The organism is Lacticaseibacillus chiayiensis (assembly GCF_004123795.1).
GTDB classification, from domain to species: Bacteria; Bacillota; Bacilli; order Lactobacillales; family Lactobacillaceae; genus Lacticaseibacillus; species Lacticaseibacillus chiayiensis.
On sequence record NZ_MSSM01000027.1, the window covers coordinates 34726 to 48216 of the forward strand.

Genomic DNA, 13491 nt, shown 5'->3' on the forward strand with positions numbered 1-13491 from the left:
TCGATGTAACACATTAATGTGTTTACTTCGTCTTGCGGTGACGAACGATGAACTTCTCGGACTTAGCCTTGTGATCTCGGGTCTTCTTACCCAAGGTCTTCTTGCCCCATGGTGATAATGGCGACGGACGGCCGATTGGTGCTTTACCTTCACCACCACCATGCGGGTGATCGTTAGGGTTCATAACAGAACCACGAACTGTTGGACGGAAGCCTAACCAGCGCTTGCGGCCAGCTTTACCAATGCTGATCAATTCGTGTTGTTCATTACCAACAGCACCGATTGTGGCACGGTTTTCACCCAGAACCAAGCGAACTTCGCCGGAAGCCAACTTGATGGTCACGTACTTATCGTTGTCTTTACCCAGTAACTGAGCTGAAACACCGGCTGAACGTGCTAACTGAGCACCTTTACCTGGCTTTAATTCGATGTTATGAATCGTGGTACCTGCTGGGATATTCTTCAACTGCAGCGTATTGCCGACTTTAATATCAACATTTTCGCCAGAGTAAACTTTATCGCCTACCTTGAGACCTTTTGGTGCCAAGATATAGGACTTAACCCCGTCTTCATAATGCAGTAAAGCGATGTTTGCGGTCCGGTTTGGATCATATTCAATGGCTTTGACCGTTGCAGCCATGCCATCTTTATTCCGCTTGAAGTCGATCACACGGTAGAATTGCTTGTGGCCGCCGCCACGATGTCGAACCGTGATGTGGCCGTGGGCATTGCGTCCTGCGGTATGGCTTTGGCTGACCAGCAAAGTCTTTTCAGGCTTTGTCTTGGTGATTTCAGCAAAGTCGGAGCCGGACATGTTACGCCGGCCGTTGCTTGTTGGTTTATATTTTCTAATCGCCACGTGTTTAACCTCCTATAACGAATTTTTGTTACTTGTTATCGTTATCTTCATCAGCGAAGATCTTGATTTCTTTGGAATCGGCGCTCAAGGCAACCAAGGCCTTGCGACGACGACGCGTCATGCCTTCGTAACGGCCTTGACGCTTCTTCTTACCGCGAACGTTGGCAATGTTGACATTAACCACTTTCACGCCGAAGATTTCTTCAACAGCTTTGCGAACCTGCTGTTTTGTTGCATGAAGCGCAACTTCGAATGTGTATTTACGGTTATCCATTTCAGCCATCGATTGCTCGGTAACGATTGGACGTAAAATGATATCGCGTGCTTCCATTATGCAAGCACCTCCTCAATCTTTTGGAGCGCAGATTGGGTTAAGATCAATTTCTTGTAATCAACAGCGTCCAAGACGTTGATACCCTCTGCAGGAACAACTTTCACATTCGGCAGGTTGCGTGCCGCCTTGGCAGCAACTTCATTGCCGTCTTCGAGCACAACCAATGCCTTTTCATTAACCTTGAGACCGTCTAAAACATTTTGGAATGCCTTAGTCTTTGGTGCGTCAAAGTTCAAGCCATCAACAACGACAAGATCGCTATCAAGAAGCTTCTGTGAAAGTACGGATTTAATCGCCAAACGACGAACCTTCTTAGGCAGCTTGTAAGCATAGCTGCGTGGTGTCGGTCCAAAGACGATCCCACCGCCACGCCATTGCGGGCTGCGGATTGAGCCTTGGCGGGCACGACCTGTACCCTTTTGGCGCCAAGGCTTGCGACCGCCACCGGAAACAGCGGAACGGTTCTTAACGGCGTGAGTACCTTGACGAAGGGAAGCTCGTTGCATCACGACTGCGTCAAACACGACGTTTTCATTTGGTTCGACTGCCCAGATGGCATCGTTGAGTTCAACTGTGCCGTTTTCTGAGCCATCTTGCTTATATAAAGTAACGTTAGCCATTAGTTATTGTCCTCCCTTCGTATTATTTAGCTGCTTTAACAGCAGAACGGATCGTAACAAAGGACTTATTTGCCCCTGGAACGTTGCCTTTGATCAACAGAACATTGTGATCTGTGTCAGCGGCAACGACTTGCAGGTTTTGCATGGTGCGGGTACGATTACCCATCCGGCCAGGCAATTTCTTACCCTTGAAGACCTTGTTGATGATGGCTCCAAGAGAACCTGGACGACGGTGGTAGCGAGAACCGTGAGCCATAGGACCGCGGGACTGACCATCTTTCTTGATGTTACCTTGATAACCGTGACCTTTGGAAGTACCGGTGACATCCACAATGTCGCCTGCTGCGAATTCGTCAGCTTTAACTTCGCTGCCGACTTCATAATCACTAAGCGCTACATCGCGGATTTCGCGAACGAAGCGCTTAGGGGTCGTGTCAGCCTTTTTGGCGTGACCGACGCTTGGCTTATTCGTCAAGACTTCACGCATATCGCCGTAGCCCAGTTGAACTGCTTCATAACCGTCAGATTCAACGGTCTTGACTTGCATTACAACGTTGGGCGTTACGTCGATGACGGTAACGGGAACAAGTTCGCCGTTTTCGGTGAAGACCTGCGTCATGCCAACTTTTTTGCCTAAGATTCCTTTACGTGCCATGGGTACACCTCCTATTTTTTATAGATTATAATTTAATTTCGATATCGACACCGCTTGGCAAGTCGAGCTTCATCAAAGCATCAACTGTCTTCGGTGTTGGGTTCACAATATCGATCAGACGTTTATGTGTCCGCATTTCGAATTGTTCACGTGAATCCTTGTACTTATGCGGGGAACGTAGCACCGTATAGATTGTACGTTCTGTTGGCAATGGGATCGGGCCTGAAATTGTTGCGCCAGTGCGCTTTGCAGTGTCCACGATCTTGTCTGCGGATTGATCGAGAATCCGGTGTTCATAAGCCTTCAGCCGGATCCGAATCTTTTGTTTTGCCATTGTGTGACCTCCTTCGTCTATTATCAGTTAGTAGACTAGCTCCGTGAAAATTACCAACTCGCTGCCGTGGCAAAGCGGCCGGGCGTGTCGCAACCTCTCACATCTACGCTACTCTGGTTCACCTTTTGAACCAAGTGCACAGTTGTCCCCTTCGAGAAACAGCACTCTTGATAGTATACAAAAACATTCCTGCCATTACAAGCTTTTCTTTCGGTTTGCAGAAAAAATCCGCGTGCGGTCAAACTGTTTCTTCTATATAGTAAGCGCCTTTTGTCAACCAGTCGAGCAAACCCGGTAATCTAAGCAAACTTGTTTTCTCAAGCCGCCAGCTGTGCTACATTCAGTAAAAGAACGTTTACCCTCGCAATCGATTGGAGACCGCTTATGAAATTTGACCACTATAAAAAATTCGTCAACGCTACCTTAGACATTCTACTCGGCCTGCTTGCCATCGTTGTCGTGATCTTCATGCTCCGCTACATCCTCGACATTGGCAGTATGATCCTCCGCCCACTTTCCACCGACCTGTTCGGCAAGGTGATCCAGGAAGTCACCAGCTTCTTCATGCTATTCGAGTTCGTCATCATGCTCATTCGCTACATTGAAGAAGGCCACCACATCCCCATCCGCTACCTCATCCTGATTTCCATGACCGCGATTCTACGCCAGCTCCTCGTGCTCCACGACCGCGGCACTGAGACGCTGCTCCTGACGCTGGCGATTCTTGTCTTGGCGGGGGTCTTGACCGTCTTTTCGTATGTCAGCGGTGATTTCAAGCACTCGCGGGATGAAAAGGATGTGGATATTGACCAGCATTTTTAGATTTGTGATATCTCTATCACTACTTCATTAAAGTTAACAGATTGCTCGAGGCAACCCAAACTGAAGTACTTTCAATGATGTCTATAAGGTCCCGGCATCAATAGTCAGATTTAGTTAATTACGTGATGGCATTCTTTATTAATAGCAAAGTTAGATCTTTAACAAATTTTACAAGAATGCTTGCTACATAATTGTAGCAGCCTTTGCTTTTTCATGTTATCCTTTAGGTACGAAGGATGGTATAGTGATGCTCCCGATTGAAGAAACCCTTGCTAAGCTAAAGTTCTTAGTGTCCGAAGAACGATTCAACATTGTAAGACGAAGGAGCCCGCGCGCTCAGGCTGTAACGTCGGATCTCGCAAAATTAATCATCAGTTATTTGACTGTTGAAGATTACAAAAAACATGAATTAGATCACAATGGTAGCAATGAGTATATTTGGGTTTTCAAAACTGAATATGAGGTTGTCTATTATATAAAGTTTAAAATTTTGCAAGAGAGAAACTGGGTGCGGTTTATATCTTTTCATGAAACTTACAAGCCTTAGGAGGTGGTTGCTGTGAGTAAGAAATATGTTATTAAAAATCATACGAACACTTTCCTCATTCGTGGTAAAGAGTACGAAGTAAGTGCTCCTGCTAAGTTTGATCAGACAACAGGTGAACTCGTGGACGATAAAGAACTCGATGATGCGGCTCTTGAGATTGCAAACAATAAATACCGTCAAGAGATGAATATCGTCTCCCCGGAAGAAATAAAGAAGTATCGCGCTCGTACAAACTTGTCTCAGCGAGATCTTGCAAATTTAATGGGTTGGAGTCCAACAACAGTCGCACTCTATGAAACCGGCGCTTTCCCGTCAGAGGCAAACAACAAGTTACTGAGAGCTCTCATCAATGATGACACCTTCTTATCTTCTTTGGTGGCCCAAACCAAGAATGATTTAAATAAGCCCGTCTTAAAAAAGGTTGAATCTTATTTAAGTGATCACCAGCATCATGGATATAAATCCTTTGTTCACAACACCAACTTTAATGCTCTCCAACTTACCAACTGGTTTCGTGTGAGAAATTATTTCAACTCTCAGACTGATCCTAATACTGAAGAGTTAAGTCAAATGAAAGTCGTTAAACTACTTTATTTTGCATATGGCAGGTGGTTAGCGCGAACTGATGGTCAACTATTTACATCAGATATTATCGCCATGCCATACGGGCCTGTCGTGGAAGATGTCCATCAGCACTTTTCAGGAAAAAGAGGTATCGTGCATAACCTCGATAAAAAGGCATTTAATGATTTCAATCTCGTTGAACAAGATGATAACGTCGCTGCTCTCCTAAGGGAAGTTGATGATGACTTTGGTGACTACTCAGCTTCCGGTTTAGTCAAATTAACCCATCAACCTGGTTCTCCATGGAGCATAACAGGCAGTGGCGTGATTAGCCCCTTGTTAATTAAGGAAACGTTTAAACGTCATCAAGAAATGTAACACTAATCTCCAAAGAAACATCTAAAGCCTTTTAGCCGTATGGCGTAACAAAGGGCATGTACTAAAGAAACACGGCAGACAGTGAGCTGAACGATCAGCCGACTGTCTGCCGTGTTTCTTTTCTATTTTTTATCAATTTTGATGGTATATGCCGTCATCCGTTGTGGGTCTTGAACCCATAATAAAATGTCTCAATAATCCATCTTGCATTATGTTGAACGCGAAGTCTGCAGTATCAATGAAGTAATCCCCAAAACCACCTCACCCTATACGACTCGCGTTCAAACATCCGTTGTGTTTACCCGACTCATTAAACTAGCCAACCTGGTCAATCATTCAGCGCTCATGACAATCCCCACGATCGGCATGAGCAAAACCGCCCATTATTGCAATCTGGCGTCTCGCTATTTCGCGTGCCGATATCTGCGGACGCCAGCAAAGCCAAGAACCGCAATGATCAGCGCACCGGCTTCGGCCAAAACGACATCACTTTGGCTTTCGCCTGTTGCTGGATAAGCATGTTTACCGTACTTTTGCGTCATGCGGCTAAGTGGCTGCGTGCTGGAAGGCGCCATCTTGACTAATGGTGTCACGACCGCTGGCTTAGAAGCAGCGCCTGAACCAGTTGTATTCGTGTTCTTAGGTGTAACCAAGCCATCTGGTGTCGGAGCGGTTGAGCTATCGGCGCCAGATGCCGCGGAACTTGATGTGCTTGATGACGCCGAGCTGGCAGCACTTGAAGCTGCTGAGCTGGTTGCACTGGAGCTTGCCGAACTGGCAGCACTTGATGCAGCAGAACTATTGGCACTGGATGCTGCAGAACTTGACGCGCTCGAGGTTGCTAAGCTTGCTGAGCTGGAGGTTGCAGAACTGGCTGCATTCGATGCACTGGAACTATTTGCACTAGAAGCGGCGGAACTTGACGCGCTCGAGGCTGCTGAGCTTGCTGAGCTGGAGGTTGCAGAGCTGGCTGCACTCGATGCACTGGAACTGTTGGCGCTGGATGCTGCAGAACTTGATGCGCTCGAGGCTGCTGAACTTGCGGAACTAGATGTTGCAGAACTGGCTGCACTCGATGCACTAGAACTGTTGGCGCTAGATGCTGCAGAACTTGAAGCACTTGATGATGCGGAACTACCACCACTTGTAGGTGTGTTCGGTTCGGGTCCCGGATCAAGCTGAGCAACTTCTGCATCTAGTCTTTTAGTAAGAGCTTGAACTGATGCATCCTGCTGATCATTGAAAGTTTGAATCTTTTGTGGAATTTGTCGAATAGCATCATAATCAGCATTAATTTTTTCAGCAATGCTAGAGAGTTTGTCGGAATAACTGTCATAGGCAGCCTGGTAATCTTTTTGTTGCTGATTTTTGAGATTGTTAATTTTGCTCTGGACTTGTTCAACCTTCACATCAATCTCATAATTATTATCAACCGGTAAGGAGGAGTCTTTTTCTGGAACAGTAGCTATATTCTTTCCGTCAAGATCACCGCTAGTATCAAAATTGAGAAGCCATCCGCCATCACTATTGCCTTCGCCTGGAAAATACTTAAGTGCCCATCCACCAGATGTCGTATCATAACTTTCGCTCAGAAGAATCTTCCTGTGTCCCCAGTTATGGTCGCCTTCATAGGTATCACTTGACCCGTCCTCATTAAAAAGACCATCTATTGCTGACGCGACTCCATCAAGGACACCAAGCATCGTAGTTTTACCATCCACTTTTTCAGTTGGAATTACTCCACTCAGCGCCTCAGCCCAACTACCCCCGAAAATCTTGTTGAGAATATCTGGGTCGTGAGTCATACCTGTTAACGAATCACTTCTTTTTTGTACTAGAGACAGAAACTCCTCTGTTGACTTTAAAGGACTTAATCCCAGAAATGACCGATAATTGTTAACAAGCATCATGGCATACTGATTAACCTCAAGTCTTTGAGCTTGGCTTAATTGGCCATTTTTAACAACGTCAGTCAATGCCCATTTGGGAACATGCACACTGTCACCACCAGGAAAGAACCAGTCATCCGAGTGTGAAGATAAACTAACTGTAGCAAGCACCTCCTTATCGGTAAACTCTGGTAAATGTTGAACCAAATAGTTACCATTCCACGTCTTATTCTTGCTATCAGCAGCCGTAATAATATTGTTCCAAGCACCTGTACGAGCAACAAAATTAAAAGTACCCCCATCACCAACTTGGATGTTTGGTGTCACTCTCTCAGCATTTAAATCGCTAATTTCCTTAGTGGCAGCTTGACTTGCAGCGGCATAGCTAGCCGCTTGGGATTTCTGGAATGTCATTAAATCCGACCATCCATCTTTTTGGTACTGATAGTAATCGGAAGTGTCCTTGTCCTTTTGAGCATTGAGCTGCTTATCAATCTGATCTGGATAAGCGCTCTTAGCTGCCTCTGCCTGACTCTTCGCAGCTGCTTCCTGCTTCGCCGCATCCGCCTTAGCCTGATCATACTTAGCCTTAGCCGCCTTCCACTGCTCATCTGTCATACTTGCCGAAGAAGGTGCTGGCGCATTGGTTTGCACCGCAACAGTAGCAGCCTTCGCCGCAGCACTGGCCGGTTGTGCAACTTGAACGGGGGTTGTTGATGCCGCTTTTTGTTGCGCTGGTGCTGCAGTCTGCGCCGTTGCGACTGTTGCTGTCTGGGCCTGTGCTGCCTGGCTTGAAGCAGCTGAAGAAGGTGTCGTGGCGTCAGTCTTATGAACCTCTTTGACTGACTGCACGGTTAGCTGCGGTTGCGTCTCCGCTGCCCGGACGGTTTGTGTCTGGGTCACGCCAAAACCACCAATTGCCAACGCAAATGCTGACGCTACCACCCATTGGCTACCGCGTTTGTACATTTTCTTCTTATCATTTACCACATGTTGTGCAAATCGATTGTATAACATTGTGTCCCCTCCAATTCATGTATGTACTCTTGGATTCATGAACAACAAAAATTATACGAAACAATTAGGTGCGTTATACCTAGTGAAGCTTTTCAACCATCATTTTTCACTTGAATCCCAACGCAGCAACGGTTAGGTCAAAAAGAATTTCCGTAGTTTCTGCGTTTTTCTCAAACTGCCGCTTGAAGTTTTCGTTTAAACTTGTTCAATTCAGTTTTGCCATTGATAACAGATAATCTTTCATAAGACAGCAAAAAGCCGTTTATGTCACCAGACACCTAATATGGGTGTTGGTGACATAAACGGCTTTTTAATTCAATCTAACTGGCTGACGATTAAATCTTGCCAACCAATGCTGCACCAGGCTTCAAAGTCTTTTCGCCTGGTTGCCAGTTTGCCGGGCATACTTGGTCGCCATGGGCTGCGACGAATTGAGCCGCCTGCAAGGTGCGGAGAATTTCGTTGGCATTGCGGCCGATGCCAAAGTTGTTGACGGAATAGGTTTGGATGACGCCATCTGGATCAACGATGAAGGTACCACGGAAGGCTTGGCCGCTTGCGGCATCACGGACGTCTAACGCGCTGGCTAAGGTGCCGGCTGGATCGGCAACCATCGGATAAACAACCTTCTTAATGGTCGGACTCGTTTCTGCCCAAGCCATGTGAACAAACTCGGTATCTTCGGAAACGGAATAGACTTCAGCCCCAACTGACTTGAACTGATCGTAATGGTCTTGCAAATCGCCTAATTCAGTCGGGCAAACAAAGGAAAAGTCGGCCGGATAGAAACAGATCACGGCCCACTTGCCACGCATGTCTTGATCGGTCACGGTGTGGAAATCTCCATGCTGATAAGCCGTCAAACTAAACTCCGGTAACTTTTGTCCAATAAAGCTCATAATATTGCCTCCAATGTTAGAATGATTATCATCTACACATTAAGGATAGCCGTTTGCTCGGTTTTTGACAAGGGCGTTTTGGACATTGGCCGGACGAATGGCTTAAAAAATCCACAACCGGTCGGAATCACTTCCCTTGGTTGTGGATTTTTTTACATATCATCCGATAAGTTGTATTTCGACAAATCGGAAATACCGTATCGTTCCTTCAGCGACGTTGCAAAGACCCACACCACATAGTCGCGCAGATATTTTGGCGCCAGCACTTTGACCAAGCCACCTTGGCCGAGGAGCCACATGCGAATGCCGAAACCATCGTTAACGGCGATTTCGATGTGATAAACGCGCCTTGCATAGTGATTGGAGTTGTCAGGGTCGACGCGAATCGGCTTGGGGTCGACTTTGGCTTGCGGGAAGCGGTCGGTCACATAGGTTGGATCATAGGCATATTCGATTTCCAGGTTAATCGGCTTGCCAAGATAGGGATACCAAGTGTGCACCTGCAGCCGGCCGCCTTGGAAGCGATCGTCGTGATTGTGGGTTGGGTGATGACCATAAAATTTCAGATTGCTGATGGCATCGAGGCGAAACTTGGCAAATTTGCCGCGGTCAGGATTTTCCGGGCGCTCATCACTGCCGTCAACAATCAAGTTGAAGAACAAGTCACCGAAAAAGAGCCCAGTCGGCAGTTTGTGGTCAAAATGGTGCTGTTCGCCGTGATACGTGAAGTCGAAGCTGATCAGTTCATGATTGACGATCGCCTGGCTCAGTCGCTCCAGCCGGTCGCTCAACGGGATACTCGGAACGCCACGGTATTCAAAAATCGGATTCCGCATCACCGTATCGTTGCCCTTGTGATTCGCGCCGGTTGGCATCAACTGCCGCAACAAGGTTTTCATCTCATCGGTGGCCAAACCGCGGCTCGCCGTTAAAATCAAACCCATTGCCAGCAACTGACCATCCGTCAACTTGGTTCCTTGCGCCCGCAACCCTGACTGCAGCCGATAGTGGCCAGCTGGCATTTTGGCGAAGGCATCCGGCTCATCCAACTCACGGTCAAAAAGCTGCCTGATTGTGGCAATATCGCGGCGAATGGCTGATTCATCTTTTCCAAATTCGGTGATTAAATCCTGCTTGTGCAAAACATCCCCGCGCAACAAGCGTAACAAGATTGTGACGATCCGTTCCTGACTCGACACCCGACCTACCCCCAATGCAAGGTTATTATATAACATCGAGTATACTATACCGCCGGACGGAGCGGGAGATGATTTTTGCGGTCGACCACAACAACTGTGCCATCGTGACCTGTTTCATCCCCATTGCTGCGGGTTATCAGCGTTTATTTCGGCCATCTCATTCATCTTCCTTGAGCCGCTTGAAAAAGTCCTGCAACGGGCTCTGATCAGCTGCTGTTTTCGCATCAGCCACATTTTGTTCATGCAATTTCAGGATGGCAATGTGATCTTGCAAGGCCTTTTTGACATAGGTCGCGACCAAGCGTTCAAATGGTTCTAGGTCGTGCTTGCTGCGGCTGATCTCCAGTGCCTCCATATAAGCTGTCCGCGCCGCTGGGTCTGGTTGGATGTTGATCACCGGATAGCCATGTCGCGTCAAGGCCATGTTCATCAGCAAGCGCGCTGTTCTGCCGTTACCATCTAAGAACGGGTGAATCGCCACAAATTTAGCATGCAACTGGGCAGCATACACCACCGGATGAAGGTCTTTTTCGGCTGTCGTCATCCATTCGACCAAAGCTTCCATCGCCGGTTTGATGTCAAACGGTTCAAGATACGGCCGATCTTTTGCCCCACTCGGCCAGACAAGCAGCGTGCGAAATTGACCGGCCTCACTTCGCTGTCGGACGGTTTGCAGCGTCACAATGCGATTAATATCGCGAATATCCCGTTCACTAATTGGGGCATTACCAATCGCTAGTTTCTCAACAAAATCATACGCCTCACTGAGGTCAAGTGTCTCAAGGATATCCTTCACCGGCGCCCCATGAATCGTCAATCCGGCGTCTAAAATCGACTCGGTTTCCGCCTGACTCAGGCTATTGCCTTCAATCGCGTTTGACGACCAAACATGATCGACTTTAATTTGTTGATGCAGCATTTTGGCCTGTGTCGCATCTAAGGGCCGGTATTGCTGCATTTCATCATGCAACTTGGTCAGTTCGTGCAAGATTTCCTCGATACGCATCGTCACACCTCCTCGTAAACACCTTTTTCAATTGGACTTCCCCGTTAATCTTTCAGGATCACCGAAAAAATCCGACTAGTGCTAACTTGCTTTTATCATATCAGGCCACCAACAAAAAAACACGGTAGACATGTCAACCTGATCAGTTGACTGTCTGCCGTGCCTTTTTCAATGTTGACGCTGGGCATTCAAGGATCATTCCTTGGTTGCGACACCGCCGCCATTTTTCTTGATGATTTCTGCTTGGATGCTCTTTGGAACTGGTTCGTAGTGGTCGAAGGTCATGGTGAAGGTGCCACGGCCTTGGGTGGCACTACGCAAGGTGGTTGCATAACCGAACATTTCGGCAAGTGGCACCATGGCGTTGACCAATTGAGCATTCCCACGAGCTTCCATACCTTCAACGCGACCGCGACGAGCCGTGATTTGGCCCATGACATCGCCAAGGTATTCTTCAGGTGCAACGACTTCAACGTGCATGATTGGTTCCAGAATAACCGCACCGGCACTCTTTGAAGCGTTCTTCAGCGCCATGGAAGCAGCCACTTTAAAGGCAGCTTCGGAAGAATCGACTTCGTGGTAAGAACCATCATAAAGCTTGGCTTTGACGTCGATTAACGGATAACCGGCGAGCACACCATTGGCCATGGCTTCTTTCAAGCCTTGCTCAACAGCTGGGATATATTCACGCGGAACAACCCCACCGACAATGGCATTTTCAAATTCGAAGCCTTTACCTTCGTCATTTGGTGTGAATTGGATCCAAACATCACCATACTGACCTTTACCACCAGACTGACGAACGAATTTACCTTGGGCAGATGCTTCTTTCGTGAAGGTTTCACGATAAGCAACTTGCGGTTCGCCGACTTTGGCAGCCACTTTGAATTCACGCTTCAAACGGTCAACCATGATGTCCAAATGCAATTCGCCCATGCCGGCAATCAAAGTTTCACCGGTTTCAGGGTTGGTTTCAGCCTTGAAGGTCGGATCTTCTTCGGAAAGCTTCTGCAAGCCAACGTCCAGCTTGTCTTGGTCTTCCTTGGAATCAGGTTCGATGGAAACCTGGATAACCGGATCCGGCACATCCAAGGATTCAAGAATCAACGGGTGGTCGACATCGGTTAAGGAATCCCCGGTTGTGGTATTCTTCAAGCCGATCGCTGCCGCAATATCACCAGAGAATACTTCAGGAATTTCTTCCCGGTGATTACTGTGCATCTGCAATAGACGGCCGACACGTTCACGGTTGTCTTTAGTTGCGTTCAAGACATACGAACCGGCTTCCAGTGTGCCACTGTATACCCGGATGTAGGTCAGACGGCCAACGAACGGATCAGTCGCAACTTTGAAGGCCAAGGCAGCAAACGGCTTGTCATCGCCAGCGGTTAACTCAACAGCATCCCCTGATTCAGGATCGGTTGCGTGATATGGCCGAACATCCAGTGGTGATGGCAAGTAGTCGATAACGGCATCCAGTAACATCTGAACACCTTTATTCTTGAAGGCGGAACCAGCAAGAACCGGGTAGAATTCCAAGTTGATGGTCGCTTTACGAATCGCAGCCTTCAATTCAGCGTTGGAAATCTCTTCGCCTTCAAGGTACTTGTCCATGATGCCATCATCAACATCGGCAACGGCTTCAATCAGTTCATTGTGGGCCTTTTCGGCTGCTTCCTTATATTCATCAGGAATGTCAACCGTATCCCACTTGGTGCCGAGTTCGTCTTCATCATACAAATCGGCTTTCATGTCGATCAGATCAATGACCCCTTCGAACTTATCTTCAGCACCGATTGGCAATTGAACGGCGTGGGCGTTGGCTTGTAGACGATCATGCAAGGTCTGCAAGGAATAGTTAAAGTCCGCACCGATCTTATCCATTTTGTTAACGAAAACCAACCGCGGAACGCCGTAAGTTGTCGCTTGACGCCAAACGTTTTCAGTCTGCGGCTCAACACCGGATTGGGCATCCAAAACGGTGATCGCACCATCTAACACACGCAGCGAACGTTCAACTTCAATGGTGAAGTCAACGTGCCCTGGGGTATCGATGATGTTGACCCGGTGATCCTTCCAGAAAGCCGTAGTAGCAGCACTGGTGATGGTGATCCCACGTTCTTGTTCCTGTGGCATCCAGTCCATCTGTGAAGCTCCTTCATGAGTTTCACCGATTTTATGAATTTTACCGGTATAATACAAAATCCGTTCAGTCGTGGTCGTTTTACCGGCATCGATGTGAGCCATGATCCCGATATTACGGGTACGGTCTAACGGAAATTCACGTTTGTTGGCCATGTGGCGTATTGCTCCTCTCTTGTTTCAACTGGCTTTATACAAAGAATGGCTACTATATACCAAGCCGCGG

The 13491-nt window shown here is 47.5% G+C and carries 13 protein-coding genes; 3 read left to right on the forward strand and 10 right to left on the reverse strand.

The window, feature by feature from the left end:
- Positions 1–22 precede the first annotated feature (22 nt).
- The 5 genes from rplB to rpsJ are packed head-to-tail and all read right to left on the reverse strand — an operon-like array spanning position 23 to position 2802.
- Positions 23–859 (reverse strand): 50S ribosomal protein L2, encoded by an 837-nt coding sequence (gene rplB / locus BVJ53_RS10215; RefSeq protein ID WP_039639959.1) that lies wholly within the window; start codon positions 857–859, stop codon positions 23–25.
- Positions 860–887: 28 nt separating this feature from the next.
- Positions 888–1190, reverse strand: coding sequence for a 50S ribosomal protein L23 (rplW, locus tag BVJ53_RS10220; RefSeq protein WP_010492629.1), 303 nt, complete (start codon positions 1188–1190; stop codon positions 888–890).
- Positions 1190–1813 (reverse strand): 50S ribosomal protein L4, encoded by a 624-nt coding sequence (rplD, locus tag BVJ53_RS10225; RefSeq protein WP_025012537.1) that lies wholly within the window; start codon positions 1811–1813, stop codon positions 1190–1192. Before rplD ends, rplW begins: the two co-directional genes overlap by 1 nt.
- 22 nt (positions 1814–1835) lie before the next feature.
- Entirely contained in the window at positions 1836–2468 is a 633-nt protein-coding gene (gene rplC / locus BVJ53_RS10230; RefSeq protein ID WP_010492633.1) for a 50S ribosomal protein L3, read from the reverse strand.
- Positions 2469–2493: 25 nt separating this feature from the next.
- Entirely contained in the window at positions 2494–2802 is a 309-nt protein-coding gene (rpsJ, locus tag BVJ53_RS10235; protein WP_005686699.1) for a 30S ribosomal protein S10, read from the reverse strand.
- 384 nt (positions 2803–3186) lie between these two features.
- Here rpsJ and psiE point away from each other — a divergent pair, with 384 nt between their 5' ends.
- From psiE to BVJ53_RS10250, 3 genes are all read left to right on the forward strand, one after another.
- Positions 3187–3624 carry a phosphate-starvation-inducible protein PsiE gene (gene psiE, locus BVJ53_RS10240; protein ID WP_129302310.1) on the forward strand — a complete coding sequence of 146 codons (438 nt, stop codon included), beginning with the start codon at positions 3187–3189 and terminating at the stop codon, positions 3622–3624.
- A gap of 247 nt (positions 3625–3871) precedes the next feature.
- Positions 3872–4171 (forward strand): type II toxin-antitoxin system MqsR family toxin, encoded by a 300-nt coding sequence (locus BVJ53_RS10245; protein WP_129302311.1) that lies wholly within the window; start codon positions 3872–3874, stop codon positions 4169–4171.
- 12 nt (positions 4172–4183) lie between these two features.
- Positions 4184–5113, forward strand: a complete 930-nt coding sequence (locus BVJ53_RS10250; RefSeq protein ID WP_129302312.1) for a type II toxin-antitoxin system antitoxin SocA domain-containing protein — start codon at positions 4184–4186, stop codon at positions 5111–5113.
- A 404-nt stretch (positions 5114–5517) separates the two neighbouring features.
- Here BVJ53_RS10250 and BVJ53_RS10255 read toward each other — a convergent pair whose 3' ends face one another.
- The 5 genes from BVJ53_RS10255 to fusA form a co-directional block, all read right to left on the reverse strand.
- Positions 5518–8019 carry an SEC10/PgrA surface exclusion domain-containing protein gene (locus BVJ53_RS10255; protein WP_129302313.1) on the reverse strand — a complete coding sequence of 834 codons (2502 nt, stop codon included), beginning with the start codon at positions 8017–8019 and terminating at the stop codon, positions 5518–5520.
- A 335-nt stretch (positions 8020–8354) separates the two neighbouring features.
- Positions 8355–8918, reverse strand: a complete 564-nt coding sequence (locus tag BVJ53_RS10260; RefSeq protein WP_129302314.1) for a redoxin domain-containing protein — start codon at positions 8916–8918, stop codon at positions 8355–8357.
- Positions 8919–9070: 152 nt separating this feature from the next.
- A complete protein-coding gene (locus BVJ53_RS10265) occupies positions 9071–10117 on the reverse strand; it encodes a helix-turn-helix transcriptional regulator (protein WP_129302315.1) in 1047 nt (348 codons plus the stop codon).
- A gap of 157 nt (positions 10118–10274) precedes the next feature.
- Positions 10275–11123 (reverse strand): Fic family protein, encoded by an 849-nt coding sequence (locus BVJ53_RS10270; RefSeq protein WP_129302316.1) that lies wholly within the window; start codon positions 11121–11123, stop codon positions 10275–10277.
- A 195-nt stretch (positions 11124–11318) separates the two neighbouring features.
- Positions 11319–13421: an elongation factor G gene (gene fusA, locus BVJ53_RS10275; RefSeq protein ID WP_129302317.1), complete on the reverse strand. Its 2103-nt coding sequence runs from the start codon at positions 13419–13421 to the stop codon at positions 11319–11321.
- Positions 13422–13491 lie beyond the last annotated feature (70 nt).